Source organism: Haloferax sp. KTX1 (genome assembly GCF_902410085.1).
In the GTDB taxonomy this organism is placed as follows: Archaea; Halobacteriota; Halobacteria; order Halobacteriales; family Haloferacaceae; genus Haloferax; species Haloferax massiliensis.
Map to the genome: position 1 here is coordinate 125,072 of NZ_CABPRH010000002.1, position 23,414 is coordinate 148,485.

A 23,414-nucleotide genomic window follows, 5' to 3' on the forward strand; every position below is an offset into this window, starting at 1 on the left:
GTATCCCGGACACGACACGAGAGACAAAGAAGCTACCCGCCGAGACGGCGGGACGGGTCGGTTACGGCGGGGGTCGACGGTCGCCGCTCAGGATACGGGGGCAGGCCGCAGGGTCAGGCTTCGGGGTCGAGCGCGGCGGTCGCCTCGCGTATCTCCGCGACCGTCGCGTCGGTCTTGAACGCGGTGCCGTGGTAGTGGGCGGGCGTGGCGTCGTAGCCGGCGTCGCGGAGCGTTTCGAGGAACGTCTCCATCTTCGAGGCCGACCGACCCCAGAGCTTACAGAGGCGGTGCTGGTCGAAGTGAGTCGGCGCGTCGAGTTCGACCGCGAGCGTGTCGAGGAGCTTGCGGGCGCGCTTGGCGGTGCCGAACTCCTCCGTCACCTCGTCGCGGACGGCCGCGGCGAACGCCGGCTCGGAGACGGGGCCGAGCCAGATGGGACCGGCTTCGAGAATCCGGGTCGAGTCGCAGTTGGCGCACGACTCGGGCGGGTGGGCGATGAGCGAGCGCTCGGCCTCGCGGTGGAGGCAGTCCTCGCAGTGGTAGACGAAGCCGGTCGATTCGAGGAGTTCGTCGGCCTTCGTCGCCCGCTCGTCGAGTTCGAGATACGCCCGCGCGTAGTGGCGCGTCGCGTGCGAGAGAATCGGGACGGCGGCCTTGTCGTAGCGGGCGGCGGTGCGGACCATCGCGCCGAGGAGGGTGCGAAGCCCCATCTCGGGGTGGTAGTCGGTGTTCTGCGGGAGACAGCCGTACTTCCGGATGCCGCTTTTCTGGTGTGCGCCGCACAGCGGGGCGGTGTCCGTGGCGGTGACGCAGACGAGGTCGCGGGTGTTGGCGAAGGCGGGGTCGGCGAAGGGCATCGGCGTGCCGAACGGGTCGAGGTCGACCACGTCGAAGACGGAATCGTACATGAGGGCGTTGGCGTTGCGGTGGACCGCCTCGCCGCCGTTGCCGGCGCGGTCGAGGTTCGACTGGGCGAGTTCGACGGCGTCGGCGTCGAGGTCGGCGCAGGTCACGTCGTAGCCCTCGGCGGCGGCGCGGACGCCCCGGACGCCCGAGGCGGCCATCGCGTCGAGGTAGCTCTCGGCGCGGGGTTCGCGCTCGCGGAAGGCGCGGAGGACGGCCGCGGTGATGTCTCGGTTCAACTCCTGTGTGGGGTTGTAGAAGACATCGTCGCCGGTCCCCGCTGACGCCCCGTCGCGGGCGTCGGGAACCTCGATTTCGACGCCTCCCTCGCTCACGTGCATACCCGCAGTCGCCCGCGCGGGCGGAAACCGGTTGCGATGCGAGTGGGCGACGCGATTGCGGCGGTCGGTCCATCCCGCGGCATCGAATGCGTTTTCACCGCCACCGACGAAGTCGCCGGCGTGGACTCGGCCGACGACTGGCGAGCGGCCCTCGAAGCGGCCGGGCGGCTCTCGCCGAACATCGTGCAGGCCATCGTCGACGCCCACGGCGACCGGGGCGTCACGGCCATCGAGGCCGTCTCCGAGCGGCGGGTAAAGCGCTACCGCGACTTCGACGTGGTCGTCGGCTACGACGACGAGTACGTGGTCGAAGACCGGGGCTGTACCTGCAAGGACTCCCAGTACAACCTCGACCCCGACGAGGGCGAGCGCTGCTGGCACGTCCTCGCGGTCGACGTGGCCGAGGCGCTCGGCGAACTCGACCACCACGACATGTGGTACTCGGACGTGCGGGAATTTCTGTAATCACACTTCTCAACGACGCGCCCGTTCGGCCCGTCTCCGCGCCGCGGGAACGACCACAATCCTTTCCGAACCGCGCCGCGAACCTCGGCCCAACGGATGGCTGATTTCGACCTCTCTATCGACGAAAAACGGGTGTACGCGGACAAGTCCGGCAAGCAGACGGCGTACGTCGCCGCGGGCGTCGGGGTCGTGACCGTCGACGTCTCCGACGACCTCGTCGGCGGCTTCCGCATCGACCGCCGGTGTACCGCGCGGGACGCCGCCGGGTCGCCCGGGGAAGTCGCCGTCGCCACCGACGAGGACGTACTGCTCGTGCAGGGCGACGACTACCACGAACTCGACTTCGGCCCCGCGACGGCCGTCGGCTTCCACCGAAATCGCGTCGTCGCCGCCGACGGGGACGGCCGCGCGGCTCGCTTCGACGAGACCGGGTGGACCGACCTCGGCGAAGTCGGGGCGGTCCGCGCCCTCGACGGAAGTCTCGTCGCGGCCGACGACGGCGTCTACCGCGTCGGCGACGACGGCGTCTCGCACGTCGGCCTCGACAGCGTAAACGACGTGTCCGACCCCGCGGGCCGCCTCGGCGGGACCGAGGGAACCCCGCTCGCCGCGACCGACTCGGGGCTGTACGCGCTCGGTAACGGCTGGATGGACGCGCTCGACGGGGCGTTTTCGGCGGTCGCGTCGATGCCGGACGGCCGCGCCCACGCGGTCGGCCCGGACGGCGTCGTCGCGCGCGACGAGGAGTCGGGGTCGTGGGACGACGCGCCGATTCCGCCGGACGAGACGGTCGTCGCGCTCGCTCACGACGCCCGCGCCGCCTACGCCGTCACCGACGCGGGGAGCTTCTGCGTTCGACTGACCGGGGGCGACTGGCGGACGCAGGTGCTCGGGTTGGACGCGGTCGGCGTCGCGGTTCGCTGACACGCGACGGGGCTGAACGCAACGAAAAGCGGTTTTACCCCCCACGAGAGACGAACGGGTATGCTCGTACCCGGCGCATCCTCGCAGGCACTCGCGGCCGCGCTCGCCGACGAACTCGGCGAGTCGCTCGCGGCCGTCGAGTACGACCGCTTCCCCGACGGCGAGACGCTGGCGGCGGTCCCCGGTTTCGACGCCGACGCCGCCACCATCGTCGCCAGCACCGCCAGCAACGACGCCTACGTCGAACTGCTCCAACTGCAGGACGCCGTCCGCGAGGCCGGCGCGTCGGCGGTCACGACGGTCATCCCGTACATGGGCTACGCCCGACAGGACAAGGCGTTCGAGGCCGGCCACCCGGTTTCGGCCCGCGCGGTCGCCCGCGCCGTCAGCACGACGACCGACCGCGTCGTGCTCGTCAACCCCCACGAGGACGCCGTCTCGGAGTTCTTCGACGCGCCCGTCGACATCGTCGACGCCGCCGGGCGACTCGCCGAACCGCTCCCCGAACTCGACGACCCGCTGTTTCTGTCGCCCGACTCGGGGGCCATCGGCATCGCAGAGACCGTCCGCGACGCCTACGGCGAGGGCGAGACCGACTACTTCGAGAAGGTGCGCCACTCCGGGACCGACGTGGAAATCACGCCGAGCGACGCCGACTTCGCGGGCCGCGACGTGGTCATCACCGACGACATCATCGCCACCGGGTCGACCATGAGCGAGGCCGTCGCCGTGCTCGCCGACGGCGGCGCGAAGCGCGTCTTCTGTGCGACCGTCCACCCGCTTCTGGCTCGCAACGCCCGCACGAAACTCGCCCGCGCCGGCATCGAACGCGTCGTCGGCACCGACACCATCGAGCGCGACGTGAGCGAGGTGTCCGTCGCGCCCGCTCTCGCCGCCGAACTCGAACGCTAACGAACCACACACTCTCTCGAAACGGTTTTGCCAGTCCCCGCATCTCGGGATACTATGGGACGCTACGGAAACATCGACTACCCGCGGATGACCAAGACCGGCCTCGGACTGGGGCTCGCGCTGTTCCTGTTCGGCGCGCTCGGCGCGAAAGTCGCCCTCGCCGTGAGCGGCGGTCCCATCCCCGGCTGGGAGCGCACGCTGTTTTTCGACGCCGAGTGGCTCGGCATCGCGCTGGTGCTGTTCTCGCCGATTATCTTCGGCATCGTGCTCCCCCTGACGGAGTAGATGGCCGACGCCGACCCGCGGTTCCCCGACGCCGACGAGACGCTCGTCCTCGAACCCGACTGCGCGCGCTGTCCGGCGCTCGTCGACTGCCGAAACCGCATCTCGTGGGGCGTCGGCCCCGCGGACGCGACGGTGATGGTCGTCGGCGAAGCGCCCGGCGCGGGCAACCCCGACGCCGACCGCTGGCGGGGCGGCAACTGGACCGGGATGTCCTACACGGCCCGGCACTCGGGCCGCCGCATCCGCGAGACGATGGCCGCCGTCGGCTACGAGTCGGGCGTCTTCTACACGAACGCCGTCAAGTGCTTCCCCTCGGACGGCGAAGGGTCGAACCGCGCGCCTACCGCCGCGGAAAAGGCGAACTGCCGCGACCACCTCGTTTCCGAACTCGAAGCCGTCGACCCCGACGTGGTGGTCCCGACCGGCCGCCACGCGACCGAAAGCGTCCTCGCGCTCAACGACGCCTCGCTGGACGGCTTTCTCGACACCGTGCTCGAACCCGTCGAGAGCGAGCGGTTCGGCTACACCGTGATTCCACTTTTGCACCCCTCCTACCGAGACGTGTGGCTGTCGCGTCTCGGCTACGAGTTAGACGAGTATCTGGCCAACTTGGAGGCGTTGCTTCCCGAGCGGTAACCCACCGATTATTGCGCAATTCAATAGACGTATTGCGCAATCTGAGATGGATTGCGCGCAATATCAACTAGTTCGCCGAGGGAACTGCGGGAGGTCGCGCAATCGAGGATCGATTGCACGCGATTGCGTGCAATTGCGTCTCGCACAGAAGCGTTACCCTCCCAATCGACGGGGAGTTGTCGGTGAATTCTCTCTACCGGTGCCGACGGCGAGACAGACGAACCGAGCAGCAGACGAGACGGCACGCACGGACCGGTCCGAACTTTCTTTTTCTCGCCAATCGACGTGCCACGTATGTCCGACTGCATCTTCTGCGCCATCGTCGACGGCGACATCCCCGGCCGAATCGTCCACGAGACCGAGCACACGCTTGCGTTCCTCGATGCCAACCCGCTCGCGCCCGGCCACACGCTCGTCGTGCCGAAGGAACACCACGCCCGCCTCGACGAGGTGCCGGGCGGCGCGGCCGCCGACCTCTTCGCCGCCGTGAACGACCTCGTCCCGCGCGTCGAGGCGGCGGTCGACGCCGACGGGACGAACGTCGGCATCAACAACGGCCCCGCCGCCGGGCAGGAGGTCGACCACGTCCACGTCCACATCGTCCCGCGGTTCGAGGGCGACGGCGGCAGTCCCATCCACGCCGTCGCGGGCGAGCGACCCGACCTCTCCGACGAGGAACTGGACGACATCGAGGCGTCCATCTCGGGCTGAAGCGACCGTTCTCGTTCCCGTCAACCCCGCCTTTCACCGCAAGTGTCGATATGAACACATATATGGCCGCCGCAAGTACCGCCAGTCGTGACAGTCCTCCAATCGTTTCGAACGGCCCTCCAAGTCGTCACCGAGACGCCCGTGCTCGTCGCGTTCGCCCTCGCGTTCGGGGCCATGGGCGCGTTGAACAACGCCTCCGGCCTCGTCAGTGTGGTCGGGACGATTCTGCTCCTGTTCGGCTCACCGGCGCTCATCGGCGCGTTCTACACCGTCATCGACGGCGCGCGACCCGGTTCCGACACCGACCTGCGCGCGTCCACCGCGGCACAGCGCTACTACGTCAGCCTGCTCGGCGCGAGCGTCCTTTCCGGCCTCGTCATCATGATCGTCGCGATGGTCGTCGGCGGCGGCGTCGTCGGCTACATCGGCTTCGACCGGCTCAACGCGGTCCTGAACGGCTCCGCGACCCTCACGCTCGTCGAACTCGCCGCCGCCGGGGCGGCCTTCGTGGTCCTCGCGGCGGTCATCTACGTCTTCACGTTCTTCGACACCGCCGTCGTCTTCGACGGGAAGACCGCGGGCGGGTCGCTCAGCCGAAGCGTGAATTTCGTCTTCGGGAACCTCCGGCAGGTCGTCGGCTACGCGGTCGTGGCGACCGTCGCCACCTCGGTCGTCGACCTGCCGGTGCTCTGGTTCGTCACCCTCGACGGGGCGACCACCATCGCCGGCGCGGTGACGGCGTTCCAAGCGCCGATGTCCGGGGTCGATATCGCCGTCGTGGCCGTCACCTCGACGGTCACCACGCTCGTCGGGCGGACCTACAAGGTCTGTTTCTACCGGGCCTGTACGGACGCCGCGCCGGGGGCGGACTCGGGGTCGGATTCGACCGACGGCGAGTGGATGGCGTAGTTCCGTATCCCTCGCGCACTCGTCGCCGCAGAGTGCTCAGCTCTATCGGCGAGTACATCCGTCGCTGAGCCGCGGGTGACACCGATCGCGTTTCGAGGGGCAGAGACAAAAAAGAGACAGGCGGCCGGCGAGCGGCGGCGCTCGCAAGCGTAAAATCGAAGCCAAAAGCGGGAGGTGGGGAGGCGCGTCCCGCGTCAGAACTGCATGTAGGTGACCGAGCTTATGGTCTCGGCCAGCGAGTCGCGCTTGGCGACGGCCGCGTCGGTGCGGTCGGTCAGCGCGCCCTCAACGGCTTCGACGAGGGGGTCGACAGGTTCGTGAATCTTGACCAGTGCTGATACTTGGGGAACCACAGCACTACTTGAATTTGAGTTATCTGGCTTCACCCCATATCTCAACCACATCACAACGCGAATTCAGTAGAGATGTCTAAGGAGTATATGTTTTCTAGGTATATCTGCTCAATATCTGTATAATATGTATGGATGTAGCTGTCGATCGTCTCTCGATTCGGGTCAGCACCCTCAATTCGATCACCACGCATATACTGAACTAACTCACGTGGAATTTCACACTCAACTTGCCAGTATGTGCTAAACCGATGCCGCCCGAAATGGCTCGTCACTGCTCGATGATTCTCGGTCTCATCGTACGCTGGCCTGAACACGCTGGTCCACACGCGGTTGATAGCCTCTGGGGTGATTTTCGAAGCTGTCGTGTGACTCTGAAACACCCACTGATTCCCAGTGTCAGGCCGTACCAATAAGTGCTGCACGACTGATTGGTACACCTCGTCGTCTAGTGGGAGCAGCCGTGCTCGGTGTGACTTATTTCCCTGTTCTTCGTATCTCGACGGGATAAAAACCGTCCGAGAGAGGTTCTCAACGGCGGGATTCGACCCGATTTCAGGGTATGCTGTGTTCAGTTCCTCATGGTCAACTGCGAGATTTTCTAGTCTGAGGTTACTCACCTCACCCGCTCGTAAACCCAGTTTGAGTTGCAGGACGACAATCAGACGATCACGGACATCAGTAATCGTGCGGACAATTTCACCGAGGCGAGATGGCGAAATTCGCGGTGGGTCTTTGGAAGGAGGCTGCGACAAATCCGTTGTCGCGAACACGTACTGGAACGGATTGTAACGAGAATCATGCGGGAACACTGAATCGGCCTGCCAGTAGCGATACACTCGATTGAGCCGGTGGAGTCGCGTCCGAAGTGTCACAGGCTTCAACTCCCGCGTTGTGAGACAGTTCTCTACGTACCGGAGGATGTGGTCTTCGCTTGGGCACGCTGGGTGACGTCCCAGACTTGCCATATGGCTAGTCCACTCGTCGATAAGTTGCTGGTATGCTTGTCTGGTTCGGGGTGCAGGATTGTCTGGCTCAAGGCCACACCGCAAGAAGACCTCGAATGGATCCACCTCCAGCGCTTCGAAGGTTGACTCGTACACCGACAAGGGATCACGCTCTCGTCCGAATGCGGCTCCAATTCGGTCACGAAGCGCATTGCTCGTTGATTCACGGTCGTCGTTCATTGCGGTCCACCTCTCGATGTCACCGTTCGAGTCTTCTTCGCCCACAGAGCTTTTGCCGTAGGATAGCTCGCTGCCGCCATCCACACAGGGTGATACACGTGTGGGTACCTTGGATGCCGCTGGAGCCACGTGAAAAACTCCTCAACACGGATCCAGTATTCGGAGTAGACTGTGTTGAGCGTCCGTGTCTCTGCTAGCTCTGCAAGCCACGCTTCCACGTCAGTCGGTCTTGCACATGCATGGTGTCGACCTCGTGACTCCATGTGCGACTTGAATGCGGAGCCTGCTTTTCGCAACGTTGCACGGTACGAGTTCGAGTCGAAATCAGGGTTCCGGGACTTGATGAATTCGTCCCATATATCTCGTCCTTCAAACGTCGATTCAAACCGTTCAAGTCGCGAACGAAAGGGGACATCATTCAGTTGTTTGTAAATGCCTATCCGCCGACGTACGTCAGTTGGTTTCCGTTGAGTCATGCGAATTCGGCCACTTCAGGCAGCCGACAACCCTGTCGGCTGCCCATAAAATCAGTAACTCCGACGCAAAGAGTGAGTGTACTATACCGTCAATACAGGGCATGGGTGTATCCGCAACAAGTCGTTCGTGGGGCGTCTTCGACGTCAGTTTTCGAGTGGTTTCTGACTGGTCGTTATAGCTGTAAATACCCGCGATAGACACTGAAGTGCCTGAGTTAGTGAATTTCGAACTGGTCGTCGACGCGGGTTCTATACTGCCTCGAAATTCCGTATTGTCAGTACACCCCGACGTAGGTGGGGTGTATCGGGAATATAGCGGTTTGCTGTCCCACTTGAATGACCCATAGATACTAACAGGAGATCAGAGCTAACCATCATTGACTGAAAGCGTCGTAGATAGTTTTTCAGCATCGCTCGGCTCAGTATTCGACTTCACGTCGACGGCTCAATAGTGGTGTCTAACGACTGTTTCACGACAGCACTACTGCGATGGCTGGCTACACCCCTGTTCAAACCTTATATTTCGGGTACACCCAATCAGTGTACTCAAAGCGAGGCGATTGGGGACCATCTTGAGATGAAACGGAGGTTGTGGTTATAGGAGGTGTTTTTATAACTTTACCTCAAGAATGTCATCGAGGAAATCGACGACAGGGATCTCCTCTATTGGGGCGTCGCAGGAATAGAGAGGGTTGCCAAACCTCGTCCCTCAATCCGGCTTGCTCCAAGGGAATTAGATTACGTTACGGCTGGCAAGCAACGGCTCAGGTCGCGCGGTAGACGTCGCCGCGGGGCTCGTAGATGTCGCCTTTCATCTTGAGCTTGTCCAGCTGGTCGTTGACCGTCTTCTCGTCCATGTTCAGCTCGCTGTTGGCGCGTTCGAGGACCTCCTCGTGGGGTGCGCCCTCATCGTACTCCTCCTGCATGGTGCGGATGAGTTCGAGCAGGTTCTTGATGCGGTCGCGCTGGGTCTTCGAGCGACCCGTCTCGACGATGTCGGCGTCGAACTCGCCGGTCTCGGGGTCCATGCCGATGTCGCGCAGGCAGGACTCGACGATGCCCGTGACGCGCTCTGCGTCCTCGCGGGTCACCTTGTCCGAGAGGCGGACGCGGGCCGAGGCCTCGCCGAGGCGGACGAGCGCTTCGAGCTTCCGGGCGGTCACCGGGACGGGCGCGTCCTCGTCGGCGCCGCGGGCGCGGAAGTCGACGTAGAAGTCGCGGATGACCTGCTTGGCCTCGTCGGTCATCGTCGGGTAGCAGGTGCGCTTCGCGTAGGCGATGTACTTGCGCAACAGGTCCGCGTCGATGGTGGGCGCGACCTCGTCGGTGACGGCGTCGACCTGCTGTTCGGTGAACTCGGAGTTGGCGACGTTCGTCCGCTGGGTGTTCAGCTCGCCCGCGTAGTTGGTCTTGAGGATGTGGTCCGCGAGCTTCGAGTCCTCGTCGGGGTCGGGGTCGTCGGTGACCGTGAAGATGAGGTCGAACCGGGAGATGAGCGCGGGTTCGAGGTCGATCTGCTCGCCGATCGGTTCGTACTGGTCGAAGCGGCCGTACTTCGGGTTCGCCGCGCCGAGGAGCGAACACCGCGATTTGAGCGTCGCGTTGATGCCGGCCTTGGAGACCGAAATCTGCTGTTGTTCGAGCCCCTCGTGCATGGCGGAGCGGTCCTCGGGTCGCATCTTGTCCAGTTCGTCGACCGCCGCGATACCCTTGTCCGCGAGGACGAGCGCGCCGGCTTCGAGCGTCCACTGCTGGCCGTCGCCGAAGTCGTCGCGGACGGCGGCCGCGGTGAGACCCGCCGAGGAGGAACCCTTACCGGAGGTGTAGACCGACCGGGGAGCGATGTGGCGGATGTACGATAACATCTGGGAGTTGTGCGAGACGAGCCCGTTAGAAACGTAGCTGTGGGTGCCTTCGACTTCGAGGTCGTACACCCACTCTTCGGCGGGTTCGACGCGCTCTATCGACTCGATGCGCTCCCAAGCGACGTTGCCGTCTACGAGCGACCGGAGCCCAGAGACGCGGTCCACGAGCGAGCGGCCCCCGTCAGCGACCGCTCGTGCTTCTTCGTCGTCTCGATTCTGTAGTGCGCCTTCGAACGCCGAGACGACGCGAGCGAGACTGCCACGACTCGGGTTACGGTCACCTCGTTCGTAGTGCTGGTACGTCGAGCGCGGAAGGCCACACTCGGCCTGCGTGAGTCCGAGTGCCTCGCGGAGTTCACGAAGCTCTCCGCCGGCGGGAATCAAATCGGTGTTCGTGTTCCCGTTCGTTCCTCCGAACTCGGCGGTCGCGAGCGATTTCCGCTCGGTCACGAATCCGATTTCGTCGACGTACGTCTCGAAGTCGTCGCCGCTGATTCGGAGCCGGTAGCTCCCGTTGTGTCGCGGGCGCAGTTGCGACCGGATACCAGCGGTGAGCAGGAGCGTCCGAACGTCTTCGAGGAGTTCGCGACTCATCGAGGCGACCGTTATCTCTCGTTGACTCGCCGAGACGTGACCTTCGCCTTCGATGAGCGCGCGAAGGAACGCCCGGCCGGTGTCCGCGCTCGCCGACATGAGCTGTTCCGGGATTCGCTGCTCGGCCGAGCCCGCTAGGAGCGTCGGGGAGAGGTTTTCGAGGAAGCTAACGAGCTCCCCGGACCCACAGATGACCTCACGCGCGCTCTTTCCTTCGTGTGGGGTCCGCTCGAAGTAGTTGACGCCGAGACGGTCGAACGCGTCCGCCACGTCGTCGAGCACTTCGCGGTCGTTGTTCGTGACGGAGACGAACCCGGTCGCATCGTCACGCTGTTCGACGTACCCCTCAGCGACGATGTAGCCGACGAGCCGAGCGAGCCAAGGTTGCCACTCGTCCGGGAGGTCGAGTCGAATCGCGTTGTGCGATTTCGACCGCCGGAAGTCGACGTCGAGTTCGTCCCGACCCGTCGCCGGAAGCGAGCGCGGTGCCGCGAGGAATGCGCCTTCGGTTAGCTCGTCCGCCCTCACCGCGGTCGTCATCCCGTCGGTACGGGTGAACAACGGGTGGGACGGGGTGACCTCGATTTCGCGGCCGGTGTTCGTCTGGATACGGAGCATTCGGTCCGGGGCCTCTCGCTTCCAGACTTTCGTCGCCTGTCGCGGCGTGAGCGTTCCGTCGGGACCGAGCGATGGGACGGTGAAGTCCGCAGTGTCCCAAACCCCATCATCGATGGGTTTCGGGTCATCGAGGTTCGATTCGACCAACGCTCGAATCGGCACGTCTCTCCCGTCAGCGAGCGTCACACGAGTGTCGCCGTCGACACACTTCCCGGTACCGGGGTCCCCTATCAGCAGCATGTGCAGGTCGCCGCGAATCCGCGAGCCGTCGGGGAGGTGTTTCGTGACGCCCGAAAACAGCTGGAGAATCATGGCCATCTTCTCCTGTTCGTAGCCGTAGATGGCGGGCGCGACGGACTCGACCATCTTCTCGTAGATGGCCGGGTCGTTCGAGAGTTCGACGATTTCGGCCACGTCCTCGTCGGAGATCTCCATGTCCTCGAACTCCTCGTCCTCGATGGTGAGCGAGATGCCCTCCATGTAGTAGTCGAAGACGGGCGTCTTCTCGTTGCCCGATGTCTGCTGTTCGATGTGGAGGACGCCGACGGCGGTGACGTGGTCGCCGGCGGTGACCTTACCGGTCACGTCGTCCGAGAGGTTGATGTCGATGTTCTGCGGCGTCTCGCCCCCGCGCAGGCCCTCGGGGGACTCCTGGACGCGCAGTTTCTGTGAGTCGACGAAGTTCGACTGGTCGAAGTCGATGCGGAACGGCCCCTGACGCTCGCATCCCTGGCACTCGTGGGGTTCCTGAAAGCCGCCGTCTCCCTGCGGGATGTAGCTCATCGTCCCGCAGCGCTGGCACTCGAAGGCGGCCTCCGTGATTTTCGGGCGCACGTCGGTCGCCTTCCGGACGATTCCCTGCACCGAGATGAGCGTCCCGATGTGGTCGTCGTTGACCCGGATGTTCCGGATGTCGACCGTCTCGGGGAGGTTGCGCATCCGGACGTGGGCCTGCCCGAGTTTCACGTCCGCGGGGAGGTCGAACAGGCGCAGGGCCTCTTCCGCGTACTCCTGGAACTGCCCGGGCTTCGTGATGTAGTCGTCCGCGAGCTCCGCGTCGAACCGATAGAGGTCGTCGTAATCGATGTACAGCGACCGCTTTTCCTTCGGGTACTGCTGTGCGAGCGTCCCGATCTCCTCTCGGTAGTAGTTTCGGTAGAACTCGATGAACCGCTCCGTCAGGTCTCGGTTCTGGGGGGCCTGCGCCATCGCACAGGGGTATGTCCCCAAGTGGTTAAGAACCTTCGTCGTCTGACCGACCGCTACAGTGACACGTCGGTCTCGATGTCTTCGGTCGCCTCGCGGAGGCCGTCGCGGCGGGCGTCCTCGGCCAGCCGGTTCGAGAGGTCGTCGTCGGTCAACAGCTCCGCGAAGTCGTCGCGGAAGCGGTAGTTGGCCCGGCTCGAACGGATGTCAGCCTCGGCGACGGGGCGGCACTCGGAAACGACCTCGACGGGCACGTCGAGCCGCTCGGCGATGGTCTCGTCGTCCGCGCCGTCGACGAGCAGGCTGTCGAAGCGGTCGGCGTCGAACGGGAACTCGCGGTCGGCGTCGCGGACGAGGTGGAGGTCGAACCGGGCGGTGCGAACCGCCTCGGGCGACGCGTCGAGTTCGACCGCGAGGTCGGCGTCGGCGTCGCCGTCGAAGAAGCCGACGACGAGGGAGACGAGCGCGTCGTCGTCGAACTCGGTGTCGAACGCGTAACGCTCGCGCATCGTCGCCACGATGTCGCGGACGCGCTCGCGGACCGCTTCTGGGTCGTCCACGTCGGCGAGCGACCCGCGCGACTCGGACTGCTGTTCGGTCACGGTGTCCGACCCGGTCGCCTCGATGAAGATGTCGCGGAGTTCGGCGGTCTTTTCGTCCATACCCGGGAGATGGCACGTCCAGCGTCTTTAATGATGCTGACCCGAGAGCCGCCCGAGCGCCGGGGAGACGGCTCGAACCGTCTGACGAGCCCCGAACCGGCTCCCCGCCCGCGAACTCTGTAAACCGATAGGTTAAACTGGGTTTACGAGACAGCGACTGGCATGGCAACCGAACGCGAGTCTGTCGAACTCGTCGGCGACGAACTCGTCGGCAACATCGCCCGCGCCGCCCTGTTCGCGGCGCTCATGGGCGCGGGCAGTTACGTCTCGTTCCCGAACCCCGTCTCGCCGATTCCGGTGACGATGCAGGTGCTCGTCGTCTTCCTCGCGGGCATCTTCCTCGGCCCTGTCTGGGGCGGCGGCTCCATCGCGCTCTACCTGGTCGCGGGCGGCCTCGGCGCGCCGGTGTTCGCCGGCGGCTCCGCCGGGTTCGCGCCGCTCGTCGGCCCGACCGCCGGCTACCTCTGGTCGTACCCCGTCGCCGCGGCCGTCGTCGGCCTCGTCGTCCACGGCGGCGTCAGCGTCGGCGACTACCGCGTGCGCACCGTCCGACTCGTCGGCGCGATGGTCGCCGGCACCGTCGTCGTCTACGCCTTCGGGACGCTCGGATTCGCGTACGTCCAAAGCGTCGGCCTCGAATCCGCCTTCTGGACGGCCTCCGCCGCGTTCATCCCCGCCGAGGCGTTCAAAATCGCCGCCGCGGTCGGCATCGTCCGCTCCGACGCCATCGCCGCCCAGTAGATGATTCGCGTCGACGGCCTCGTCCACCGCTACGGCGACGCAGTCGCGGTCGACGGGGTCGACCTCGCCATCGACGACGGCGAGTGCGTCGTCGTCGCGGGCGCGAACGGCTCCGGGAAGACCACGCTCGTCCGCCACTTCAACGGCCTGCTCGACCCCGACGAGGGGTCTGTGTCGGTCAACGGTCGGTCCGTCTCGGACCACCTCGTCGCCGCCCGGACCGCCGTGGCGATGGTGTTCCAGCACCCCGAGGACCAACTGGTCGCGGCCACCGTCGGCGCTGACGTGGCGTTCGGCCCGGAGAACCTCGGCCTCGACCGCGACGAAATCGACCGCCGCGTCAGCGAGTCGCTCGCCGCGGTCAACCTCGACGGCCGCGAGGACGAGCGCGTCGACGCCCTCTCCGGCGGCGAGGTCGAACGCCTCGCCATCGCCGGCGCGCTGGCGATGCGTCCCGACCACCTCGTCTTGGACGAACCGTTCACCGGCCTCGACGAACCCGCCCGGCGCTCCGTGCTCGCCCGCCTCCGCGACCTCCGCGCCGCGGGGACGAGCCTCGTCGTTGTCACCCACGACCTCCGCGACGTGGCCGAGTTGGCCGACCGCGTGGTCGTCCTCGCCGACGGCGACGTCGCCCTCGACGCCGCGCCCGACGAGGCCGCAGACCGCCTCCCAGACCTCGACGTCCGCCCGCCGTGTTGACCTACGAGCCGGGCGACAGCCTCGCCCACCGACTCGACCCGCGGACCAAACTCGCGGTGCAGGTCGCCTTCGCGGCGGCCGGCTTCGCGCACACGACGCCCGCCGGGCTCGTCGTTCTCGGCGTCGTCGCCGCGGGCTGTCTCCGCGCCGCCGACGCGTCGCCGGTGGCTGCCACTCGGGACCTCAAATACGCGATTCCGTTCCTCGCGCTCGGCCCGGTCGTCGAGGCCGCCCGCCTCGGCGCACCGTGGTTCGACCCCGAGGCGGCCGTCGACCCGGCGCTCGCCAGCGTCCGCGTGCTGCTCGTCTTCTTCGTCGCGGCGGCGTACGTCAGGACGACGCCCGTCCGCGAGTCCCGCGCGGCGATTCAGCGGCTCGTGCCGGGTCGCGTCGGCGTCGCGCTCGGCGTCGGCGTCGCCCTCGTCTTCCGGTTTCTCCCCTTGGTCCGCCGCGACCTGCGCCGCGTCCGCGAGGCGCAGGCGGCCCGCCTCGGGAGCGAACGACGGCTGGACGAACGGCTCTCGCTCGTCGCCGCCGGCGGCCTCCGGCGGTCGTTCGCGCGGGCCGACGCGCTCGCGCTCGCCCTCCGCGCGCGGTGTTTCGCGTGGAACCCGACGCTCCCCGAGATTCGGTTCGGCCGGCGCGACGCCCCCGGACTCGTCCTCGCCGCCGCGCTCGTCGCGAGCGCCGCGCTCTGAACCGAGGACCCGCACAATCCGCCGACCGGCGTGCAGTGGGTGGCAAGATTTAACCCTCCGTTCTCCGGTGATTGATTATGGACTTTGCGGCACAGGCGGATGTTACGCGGGAGACGTTCTGGACGATCAGTCCCGTCGGCGAGGCGCTCTTCTACGGCCTCGCCGCCATCGCGTCGCTCGTGTTCCTCTACGGGGTGTACGAGCGGTTCGCCCGGTACGCGCGCGGCGGCGAGGACCCGTTCGACCGGCTGTCCGACCTCCCGGGGCGGACGGTTCGGGCGGCGAAGGTGGTGTTCTCCAACGAGAAGCAGTTCGAGCGCGACCGGTTCGCCGGCGTGATGCACGCGTTCATCATGTGGGGGTTCCTGACGCTCCTCATCGGGACGACCATCCTCGCCATCGACATCGACGTGTGGCGGCGGGTGACGGGCAGTTCCTTTTTCGTCGGCGACTTCTACCGCTCGTACTCGTTCGTCATGGACCTCATGGGTCTCGCGTTCGTCGTCGGCGTCGGGATGGCGCTGTGGCGGCGCTACGGGGTCCGACACCCGCGGCTGTGGGGCAAACACACCGGCTTCGAGGACGCCGTGTTCGTCTGGACGCTCTTTTTGCTCGGCGTCGGCGGCTACGTCCTCGAAGGCGTCCGCATCGTCGGCACCGACTTCCCCGACTTCGAGACGGTGAGCTTCGTCGGCTACTTCGTCGCCGTCGTGTTCGAGGCCGCGGGCATGGGGCAGGGCCTCGCGCAGACGCTCTACTGGTTCGGCTGGTGGTCCCACGCGCTCCTCGCGTTGGCGTTCGTCGCCGCCGTCCCCTACGCCAAGCCCCTGCACATGCTCACCTCCTTCGCCAACGTCGTCACCGCAGACGAGAAGGCCGGAAAGCGCCTGCCGGCGGTGCCCGCGGACACGCCGCCGGACGAAATCGGCTACGTCTCCGAGGACGACTTCTCGTGGAAGGCGATGCTCGACATGGACGCCTGCACGAAGTGCGGCCGCTGTACCGACGCCTGCCCGGCGAAGGCCTCCGGCCGCAACCTCGACCCGCGGGACGTGATTCTCGACCTGAAAACCTACCGCGAGTCGGTCGACGCCGGCGGCGACTCAATCGACATCGTCGCCGACGGCGGCACCTCCGTCGTCGACGCCGAGTCGATGGAGTCCTGCATGGCCTGCATGGCCTGCATGGACGCCTGCCCGGTCGATATCGAGCACCTGACGCACTTCACCGAGATGAACCGCCGGCTCACCGAGACGGGCCAACAGCAGGAGCCGGTCCAGGAGGCGATGATGAACATCTTCCAGAACGGCAACGCCTTCGGCGACCCCCAGCGCAAGCGGCCCGACTGGACCGACGACCTCGACTTCGAGGTGCCCGACGCCCGCGACGAATCGGTCGAGTTCCTCTGGTACGTCGGCGACTACCCCTCCTACGACGAGCGCAACCGCGCCGTCGCCCGCTCTTTGGCCCGCATCTTCGAGGAAGCGGGCGTCTCCTACGGCATCCTCTACGAGGACGAACAGCACGACGGCAACGACGTGCGCCGCGTCGGCGAGGAGGGCCTCTACGAGATGCTCGTCGAGGACAACGTCGCCGCGATGGCCGACTGCGAGTTCGACAAAATCGTCTGCACCGACCCCCACTCGTACAACACGTTCAAAAACGAGTACCCGGAGATGGACGACTCGTTCGACTATCCGGTGTACCACTACACCCAACTGGTCGAGCGCCTCGTCGGCGACGACCGCCTCGACCTCGCGGGCGACGAACTCGCCGCCCAGACGGTGACGTACCACGACCCGTGTCACCTCGGCCGCTACAACGGCGAGTACGAAGCGCCCCGCGAGGTCATCCGCGCGACCGGCGTCGAACTCGCCGAGATGCCCCGCAACCGCGACCAGTCGTTCTGCTGCGGCGGCGGCGGCGGCGGCCTCTGGATGGACCACGAAGAGGAGTCGAAGCCGTCCGAAGAGCGCCTGCGCGAGGCGCTCGACGACACGACCGGCGGCGTCGAGCGGTTCGTCGTCGCCTGCCCGATGTGCGCGACGATGTACGAAGACGGCCGCAAGACCGGCGACTACGAGGACGACATCGACGTCGTGGACATCGCCGAACTCGTCGTGGAGGCGCTCGACGCGAAGGCCGCCGCGACGACGGAAGCGGGCGCAGATACGACGCCCGCGTCGGCCGACTGAGTCGGCGGCGCGGCCGAGTTCTTCGATTTATTCTACGTCCAAGCGGTCGAGGGACTCGCGGATGACGCCCGCCGACTCCCGGAGCGCGGCCGTCTCGGCTTCCGAGAGGTCGAACTCGTGGACGTCGCGGACGCCGCCTTGGTTGACGGTACACGGGAGGCTCATGTAGACGTCGTCGATGCCGTGTTCGCCCGAGACGAGCGTCGAGACGGTGAGGATGGAGTTGTCGTCGCCGAGGATGCGTTCCGTGGTCGCGGCCACCGAGCGGGCGACGCCGTAGTTCGTCCGCTCCTTGCGCTCGATGATTTCGTAGGCGGCCTCGCGGACCTCCGCTTCGACGCGGGCTTTGAGCGCGTCGACGTCCTCGACGCCGTGGCTGGTGGCGTACGATTCGAACGGGATGCCGCCGAGGTTCGCCGAACTCCAGACGAGGACCTCGCTGTCGCCGTGCTCGCCGACGACGTAGGCGTGGACGTTCGCCGGGTCGAGGTCGAACTCGCGGCTGAGCGAGTGACGGAACCGCGACGTGTCGAGGACGGTCCCCGAGCCGATGACGCGCTCGGCCGGCAGGTCCGACACCTTCCACGTGACGTACGAGAGCACGTCCACCGGGTTGGTGACGATGAGCATCACGGCGTCGTCGTTCAGTCCCTCCGTAATCTGCGGAATCATGTCGGCGAAGATGTCGGCGTTCCGCTCCATCAGGTCGAGGCGGGTCTCGTCGGGCTGCTGGCTGGCTCCGGCGGTGACGATGACCACGTCGGCGTCCCAGCAGTCCTCGTAGTCCCCCGTCCGCACCCGGACCGGCGACGTGAAGTACGAGCCGTGGTTGAGGTCCATCGCCTCGCCCGCGACGCGCTCTTCGGCGATGTCGACGAGGATTATCTCGCCCACGAGACTGCTCTCCATCAGCGCGAACGCCGTGCTCGACCCGACTGCGCCCGCACCGCCGACGACCGCGACCGTACCTTTGCCGCGTTCAGTGCTCATACCGGTCGTTCGGGCGACGGCTTGATAAAAACAGAGCTCCGTTTCGAAGAACTGGGAGTACTACTCCTGTAACAGATGATAATTTGTGAGATACCGGTCGGTAGCGGGCCATTTTTTGAAATGAAGAATAATCGGAGTCGCCGAACCGTCGCACCGGTACCACGCCGACCGTCGCGGGTGCGGTCGCCCGCCGCCCGCGACGCTATTCGCGGTCGTACTCCTTCTTGAAGCCGCGGAACTCGGTCCGGTGGGCCTCCTCGTCGGCGAGGATGGTCACGGCGAGGTCCTCGGTGACGGGGTCGTTGGCCTCCTCCGCGGCGTCGATGAGCGCCCGGTAGGTCTCGATGGCGTCCTCCTCGGCCGCGAGAACGCCGTTGATGACGGCGAGCACGTCCGTGCTGTCCTCCGGGGGCTGGAGGTCGTGCTGGCGCGCCTCGAAGGACGCCGAACCCGGCGGCTTCTCGTCGAGCTGCTTCAGCCGGTTCCCGAGTTGCTCCGCGTGGGTGAGCTCCTCCTGAATGTCGGTCTGGAGGGACTGTTTTATCTCCTCGGCCCGGACGCCGTCGAGGACGATGGAGTTCGTCATGTAGTTCATCACCGTCTCGATCTCGTCCTGATAGGCGCGCTTCAACAGCGCGGTCACGTCCTCAGACATAGCGACTTCGTATTGACGCTCTGGCAACAAATAGCTGTTCGCCGCGGCGGGCCGACCGGGTGGCCGACGCGTCGGCGTCGGGGAAAATCGGCGTGCGAGACGGGTCGGCGGCGCGGGAGGTTCAGTCTTCGAGCGCGACGAGTTCGACGACGTAGCCGTCGGGGTCTTTCACGAACGCCGCGCGTGCGTTCGCCGGGTCGATGTCGACCGGCGGCTTGACGACCTCCGGCGACTGCGCCTCGACGATGTCCTCGAACGCGCGGTCGGCGTCCGCGACCTCGACCGCGACGTGGTCGATGCCGGCGGGTTCGACGCGGGCCGCCGAGGTCGGGTCGTACTTGAACTGCAGTTCCATGTCGGTGTCGTCGCTGCCGACGTAGACGTTCCGGACGCCGTCGAGTTCGAACTCGTTGGTCTGTTCGAGACCGAGGTCGGCGTAGAAGTCGAGCGTGGCGTCGATGTCCGAGACGACGAGGGCGGTGTGGATGAGACCCATGGCCGACGCGACGCGGCCCGGAGAGATAACGTCTGGTCTTCGCGTCAGGCCTGCCGCGAGGCGTCCACGTCGATGGCGTCGACGGGGCAGATGTCGACACAGAGCATGCAGTCGATACACTGGTCTTCGTTGGTCGGTTCGACCTTCCGCTCGCTCACCGGGTGGTCGGGCGTGTCGACCCACGTGAACACGTCGACGGGGCAGTTTTCGAGGCACGCACCGTCCGCGAGACAGATGTCGTAGTCGACGGCGACGTGGGTGCCGTGGACGCCGAGTTTCGCCGGCGGGTCGACCGGTCCCCAGACGGCGACGCCGTTTTCCTCGCCCGCACGTTCCCGGTTCTGGTCGAAGTTCGAGTCGATAGCCATCGCCGGGCGTTGGCCGCACCGCGTACTAAAACGCCCGCATCGGCGACGCGAGAAATCGGGGACTGCGCCGGGGACGGCGAAAGGAAAGCAGCGAACTGGGCGTCGGACGGACGACTATACCCGCGCGGCCTCGATGTGTTCGAGGACGCGCGAGATGTGGTGGTCGTCCCGGGCGGGTGCCCGCTTCCGATAGGTTCGGAGGGCGTCTACGAGATAGTCGAGTTCGGCGCTGTCGAAATCTTCGTCGCCGGCCTCGACCCGCGCGAGCAGGCCGGGGGCCGGCGTCGGCTCTTCGTCTGCATCGACCGCCCGCTCGATGGCGTCGAGCAACGCGGCGTGGACGACCCACGTCTCTTCGCGAGAGAGGTCGAGCGCCGTCGGACGGTCCTGGGCCGATGTGGTCATTGTGGGGCCTCTATCGTATCCTATGGGCGGGGAGATATAAATGTATGTGTACTGTTGTCATGCGTCACGCACGACCGCGAAAGCCACGGGGGCGTCCGCTCCCAAGTTCTAGTGGAATGCTTCGATTCCCGTCAGGTCCGCGCCGAGGACGAGCGTGTGGATGTCGTCGGTCCCCTCGTAGGTGTAGACGGTCTCGATGTTCTCCATGTGGCGCATCGGCGAGTAGTCCGTCGTGATGCCGTTGCCGCCGAGCATCTCGCGGGCGGTTCGGGTCACCTCGCGGGCGACGCGGACGTTGTGACGCTTCGCCATCGACACCTGCTGGTGTCGCAGGTCGCCGCGCTCTTTGAGGTCGGCGAGGCGGTGGGCCATCAACTGCGCGTTCGTGATTTGGGTCGCCATCTCGGCGAGTTTGCCCTGCTGGAGTTGGAACCGAGCGATGGGGCCGCCGAACTGGTCGCGGTCCTTCGCGTACTGACGGGCGTCCTCGAAGGCGTCGCGGGCCGCGCCGACGACGCCCCACGCGATGCCGAACCGCGCCTGCGTGAGACACGAAAGCGGCCCCTTCATCCCCTCGACGCCCGGGAGCACGTCCTCCTCGGGGACGCGCACGTCGTCGAGGCCGATTTCGCCCGTGACCGACGCGCGCATCGAGAGTTTGCCCTCGATTTTATTCGTCGTCACGCCGTCGCGGTCGGTCTCGACGAGGAAGCCGCGGACCGGCGACCCCTCCGCCGACGCGTCGCGCGCCCAGACGACCGCCACGTCCGCGATGGGCGAGTTCGTAATCCACGTCTTCGAGCCGTTGAGGACGTAGCCGTCGGCGTCGCGCTCGGCTCGGGTCTCCATCCCCGACGGGTCCGAACCGTGTTGCGGTTCCGTCAGGCCGAAACAGCCGACCGCCTCGCCCGACCCGAGTTTCGGAAGCCAGCGCTCTTTCTGCTCGTCGGAGCCGTAGGCGTGGATGGGGTAGATGACGAGCGACCCCTGGACGCTCGCCATCGACCGGAGGCCGGAGTCGCCGGCTTCGAGTTCCTGCATCAGGAGGCCGTAGGCGCGCTCGCCGAGACCGGGGAGGCCGTAGCCGTCGAGATTGGGCGCGTAGAAGCCGAGGTCGCCCATCTTCGGGATGAGCTCGGTCGGGAACGTCCCGGCCTCGTAGTGCTCGCCGATGTCGGGTTTGACCTGCTCGTCGACGAAGCGCCGGGCCTCGTCGCGGACGAGTCTCTCTTCGCCGGTCAGGTCCCCCTCCAATTCCAGATAATCGAGCATGACAGACTCTGCGCTCGGCGCGGTGAAAAGCGATTCGCCCGGTCGAGCGTTCGGGGAGACTGACGGACGAAAATCGGGGACAGAAGCGACTCGGTTGCGGTTCGATTGCGACGCGGGACCCTCGCGGCGGCCGGCGACGCTCAGGCCGCCGATTCGACCGAGCCGGCGTTCGTTCGATTCACGTAGCCGACGAAGTTGTCGAACAGGCGCTTGGCCTCGCAGGCGTCGGCGTAGTTCTCCGGCGTGATGCCGTCGACGACCGACCGAAGTCGCTCGTCGGGCAGGAAGTCTTTCTGCCTCGCGATGTCCTCTGCGGTGTCGGTGTCGTACTCGGGGTGGAACTGGACGCCGAAGGCGTGGTTCCGGCGGAACGCGTGGACGCCGAACTCGTTTTCGGCGAGGAGGTCCGCGCCCGGCGGGAGTTCGCTCACTCGGTCGCCGTGGGAGGTGAAGACGGTAAAGCGCTCGCCGATGCCGGCGAGGATGTCGCCCCCGTCGTCGCCGCGGGTCCGCTCGACTTCGTTGTAGCCGAGTTCGAACGCGCCCATGTCCTCGACGGTGCCGCCGAGGGCCGCCGCGACGACCTGGTGGCCGAAACAGACGCCCAAGAGGGGGAGACCGCGCTCGTCGGCGTCGGCGACCCACGACACGAGGTTTCGAATCCACGCCTCGTCCCAGTAGACCGACGACGACGAGCCGCTGATGACGACGCCGTCGTAGTCGAAGTGGTCGGGGAGGCGGCCGTCGGTCACGTCGAACTCGACGAGGTCGGCGTCGAGTTCGCGCCTGAAGTTTCGTGACGTGCTCGAATCGCCGTGGGAGGCGTCCAAGAACGCGAGTCGCGGGCGAGTCATCGTGGGGAGACAATCGGTGCGGCTCTAAAGAAGTTGCGCCCGGACCGGCCTCTGCCGGCACCTGCGACGGGTCGCGTCTGCGGCGAGCGCGTCGTCTTCGCGCCGGAGCGACGCTCAGTCGTCGTCGAGCGATTCGAGAAAGGCGATCAGCGCGTCGTTGACGAGCCGCGACCGCTCGACGGTGACGAGGTGGCGCGCGCCCGCGAACGACTCGAACTCGCCGCGCGGGAGCCCCTCGGCCAGCGCGCGACCGCCCTCGACCGGCCAGACCGGGTCGTCGTCCCCGTGGAGGACGAGCGTCGGGACCGTCACCTCGTACAGCGGGCCGGCGTCGTAGTCGGCGACCGCGGCGGCCTGCGCCGCCCACGCCTCGGGGGCGGCGTCCTCGCGTTCGCGCCACGAGACGAGTTGCTCGACCACGTCGGGCTGTTCCGCGCGGAACGCCTCGGAGAGCGCCGGCGCGAGCGACTCGCGGAGCGCCGCCGGGTCGTCGGGCGCGGCGGAGAGCGGTTCGGGGTCGATACCGTCTCCCGAGGCCGCGGTGCCGACGAGGACGAGGCTCCGAACGCGGTTCGTCGTCCGCGCGGCCTCCAGCGCGACCAGCCCGCCGAGACCGAACCCGACGAGGTGGGCCTTCCTGACGTTCGCGTCCGCGAGGACGGCCACGAGATCGGAGACGAGCGTCTCGACCGAGTACGGTCCCGCGGGGGCGTCGGAGCGGCCGGCCCCGCGGAGGTCGGTCACGAGGCTCTCGTAGGGGCCGGCGACGGCGGCGTGTTGCCAGCCCCACTGCCACGCGCCGTAGCCCGCGTCGCCGACGAAGGCGACCGTCTCGCCGTCGCCCTCGCTGTCGTAGTACAGTTCGACCCCGTCCGCGACTGCCGTGGGCATACCGGAGGCTCGGCGGGCGAGCGACTTAGGGCGTCCGTCTCGGGGACGCGGAGAAAGCGAAAACGAGAGCGAAAGCGAACCGGGGCGGGTCGCGCGACCGACG

The 23,414-nt window shown here is 66.5% G+C and carries 24 protein-coding genes; 11 read left to right on the top strand and 13 right to left on the bottom strand.

All coding sequences use genetic code 11. The features are described from left to right. Positions 1 to 113 precede the first annotated feature (113 nt). Positions 114 to 1,244 (bottom strand): tRNA (guanine(26)-N(2))-dimethyltransferase, encoded by a 1,131-nt coding sequence (locus FY251_RS04825; protein WP_148413702.1) that lies wholly within the window; start codon positions 1,242 to 1,244, stop codon positions 114 to 116. 120 nt (positions 1,245 to 1,364) lie between these two features. Here FY251_RS04825 and FY251_RS04830 point away from each other — a divergent pair, with 120 nt between their 5' ends. The 7 genes from FY251_RS04830 to FY251_RS04860 all read left to right on the top strand — a co-directional run bounded on the left by FY251_RS04830 (position 1,365) and on the right by FY251_RS04860 (position 6,086). After that, complete coding sequence (locus FY251_RS04830) at positions 1,365 to 1,709, top strand: SWIM zinc finger family protein (RefSeq protein ID WP_089779959.1); 345 nt, start codon at positions 1,365 to 1,367, stop codon at positions 1,707 to 1,709. Positions 1,710 to 1,805: 96 nt separating this feature from the next. Then, entirely contained in the window at positions 1,806 to 2,633 is an 828-nt protein-coding gene (locus tag FY251_RS04835; protein WP_148413703.1) for a hypothetical protein, read from the top strand. A gap of 60 nt (positions 2,634 to 2,693) precedes the next feature. Further along, positions 2,694 to 3,545 (top strand): ribose-phosphate diphosphokinase, encoded by an 852-nt coding sequence (locus FY251_RS04840; RefSeq protein WP_148413704.1) that lies wholly within the window; start codon positions 2,694 to 2,696, stop codon positions 3,543 to 3,545. 54 nt (positions 3,546 to 3,599) lie between these two features. Then, positions 3,600 to 3,830, top strand: coding sequence for a hypothetical protein (locus FY251_RS04845; RefSeq protein WP_148413705.1), 231 nt, complete (start codon positions 3,600 to 3,602; stop codon positions 3,828 to 3,830). Beyond that, positions 3,831 to 4,466, top strand: a complete 636-nt coding sequence (locus FY251_RS04850) for a uracil-DNA glycosylase family protein (RefSeq protein WP_148413706.1) — start codon at positions 3,831 to 3,833, stop codon at positions 4,464 to 4,466. It begins immediately after the preceding gene. 294 nt (positions 4,467 to 4,760) lie between these two features. Beyond that, positions 4,761 to 5,177 (top strand): HIT family protein, encoded by a 417-nt coding sequence (locus tag FY251_RS04855; RefSeq protein ID WP_148413707.1) that lies wholly within the window; start codon positions 4,761 to 4,763, stop codon positions 5,175 to 5,177. A gap of 87 nt (positions 5,178 to 5,264) precedes the next feature. Then, positions 5,265 to 6,086 (top strand): hypothetical protein, encoded by an 822-nt coding sequence (locus FY251_RS04860; protein ID WP_148413708.1) that lies wholly within the window; start codon positions 5,265 to 5,267, stop codon positions 6,084 to 6,086. 194 nt (positions 6,087 to 6,280) lie between these two features. On the opposite strand, the gene FY251_RS22465 is transcribed toward FY251_RS04860, so the two are convergent. The 4 genes from FY251_RS22465 to FY251_RS04875 all read right to left on the bottom strand — a co-directional run bounded on the left by FY251_RS22465 (position 6,281) and on the right by FY251_RS04875 (position 13,044). Then, positions 6,281 to 6,439, bottom strand: a complete 159-nt coding sequence (locus FY251_RS22465) for a hypothetical protein (RefSeq protein ID WP_187367356.1) — start codon at positions 6,437 to 6,439, stop codon at positions 6,281 to 6,283. Positions 6,440 to 6,489: 50 nt separating this feature from the next. Further along, positions 6,490 to 7,623 (bottom strand): site-specific integrase, encoded by a 1,134-nt coding sequence (locus FY251_RS04865; RefSeq protein WP_148413941.1) that lies wholly within the window; start codon positions 7,621 to 7,623, stop codon positions 6,490 to 6,492. A gap of 1,240 nt (positions 7,624 to 8,863) precedes the next feature. Beyond that, entirely contained in the window at positions 8,864 to 12,385 is a 3,522-nt protein-coding gene (locus FY251_RS04870; RefSeq protein ID WP_148413709.1) for an LAGLIDADG family homing endonuclease, read from the bottom strand. Positions 12,386 to 12,438: 53 nt separating this feature from the next. After that, the gene (locus FY251_RS04875; RefSeq protein WP_148413710.1) at positions 12,439 to 13,044 is read right to left on the bottom strand and encodes a conditioned medium-induced protein 4; all 606 of its coding nucleotides are present in this window, start codon (positions 13,042 to 13,044) and stop codon (positions 12,439 to 12,441) included. Between the two features lie 162 nt (positions 13,045 to 13,206). Here FY251_RS04875 and FY251_RS04880 point away from each other — a divergent pair, with 162 nt between their 5' ends. The 4 genes from FY251_RS04880 to FY251_RS04895 all read left to right on the top strand — a co-directional run bounded on the left by FY251_RS04880 (position 13,207) and on the right by FY251_RS04895 (position 17,380). After that, positions 13,207 to 13,785: a biotin transporter BioY gene (locus FY251_RS04880; protein WP_148413711.1), complete on the top strand. Its 579-nt coding sequence runs from the start codon at positions 13,207 to 13,209 to the stop codon at positions 13,783 to 13,785. Further along, complete coding sequence (locus tag FY251_RS04885; RefSeq protein ID WP_148413712.1) at positions 13,786 to 14,487, top strand: energy-coupling factor ABC transporter ATP-binding protein; 702 nt, start codon at positions 13,786 to 13,788, stop codon at positions 14,485 to 14,487. Next, positions 14,481 to 15,185: an energy-coupling factor transporter transmembrane protein EcfT gene (locus FY251_RS04890; protein ID WP_148413713.1), complete on the top strand. Its 705-nt coding sequence runs from the start codon at positions 14,481 to 14,483 to the stop codon at positions 15,183 to 15,185. Before FY251_RS04885 ends, FY251_RS04890 begins: the two co-directional genes overlap by 7 nt. Before the next feature lie 77 nt (positions 15,186 to 15,262). Further along, a complete protein-coding gene (locus FY251_RS04895) occupies positions 15,263 to 17,380 on the top strand; it encodes a (Fe-S)-binding protein (RefSeq protein ID WP_148413714.1) in 2,118 nt (705 codons plus the stop codon). A 27-nt stretch (positions 17,381 to 17,407) separates the two neighbouring features. On the opposite strand, the gene FY251_RS04900 is transcribed toward FY251_RS04895, so the two are convergent. The 8 genes from FY251_RS04900 to FY251_RS04935 form a co-directional block, all read right to left on the bottom strand. Next, on the bottom strand, positions 17,408 to 18,370 hold the full coding sequence (locus FY251_RS04900) for an L-lactate dehydrogenase (RefSeq protein ID WP_148413715.1): 963 nt from the start codon (positions 18,368 to 18,370) through the stop codon (positions 17,408 to 17,410). A gap of 202 nt (positions 18,371 to 18,572) precedes the next feature. After that, entirely contained in the window at positions 18,573 to 19,025 is a 453-nt protein-coding gene (locus tag FY251_RS04905; protein WP_148413716.1) for a ferritin-like domain-containing protein, read from the bottom strand. Between the two features lie 121 nt (positions 19,026 to 19,146). Next, positions 19,147 to 19,521, bottom strand: a complete 375-nt coding sequence (locus FY251_RS04910; protein WP_089779804.1) for a VOC family protein — start codon at positions 19,519 to 19,521, stop codon at positions 19,147 to 19,149. A gap of 44 nt (positions 19,522 to 19,565) precedes the next feature. Further along, positions 19,566 to 19,889 carry a ferredoxin family protein gene (locus tag FY251_RS04915; RefSeq protein ID WP_148413717.1) on the bottom strand — a complete coding sequence of 108 codons (324 nt, stop codon included), beginning with the start codon at positions 19,887 to 19,889 and terminating at the stop codon, positions 19,566 to 19,568. Positions 19,890 to 20,003: 114 nt separating this feature from the next. Continuing rightward, positions 20,004 to 20,294: a hypothetical protein gene (locus FY251_RS04920; protein ID WP_089779808.1), complete on the bottom strand. Its 291-nt coding sequence runs from the start codon at positions 20,292 to 20,294 to the stop codon at positions 20,004 to 20,006. Between the two features lie 108 nt (positions 20,295 to 20,402). Next, positions 20,403 to 21,566 carry an acyl-CoA dehydrogenase family protein gene (locus FY251_RS04925; protein WP_148413718.1) on the bottom strand — a complete coding sequence of 388 codons (1,164 nt, stop codon included), beginning with the start codon at positions 21,564 to 21,566 and terminating at the stop codon, positions 20,403 to 20,405. Between the two features lie 140 nt (positions 21,567 to 21,706). After that, entirely contained in the window at positions 21,707 to 22,420 is a 714-nt protein-coding gene (locus FY251_RS04930) for a type 1 glutamine amidotransferase (protein ID WP_148413719.1), read from the bottom strand. Positions 22,421 to 22,534: 114 nt separating this feature from the next. Then, positions 22,535 to 23,311 carry an alpha/beta fold hydrolase gene (locus FY251_RS04935; RefSeq protein WP_148413720.1) on the bottom strand — a complete coding sequence of 259 codons (777 nt, stop codon included), beginning with the start codon at positions 23,309 to 23,311 and terminating at the stop codon, positions 22,535 to 22,537. Positions 23,312 to 23,414: the final 103 nt, after the last annotated feature.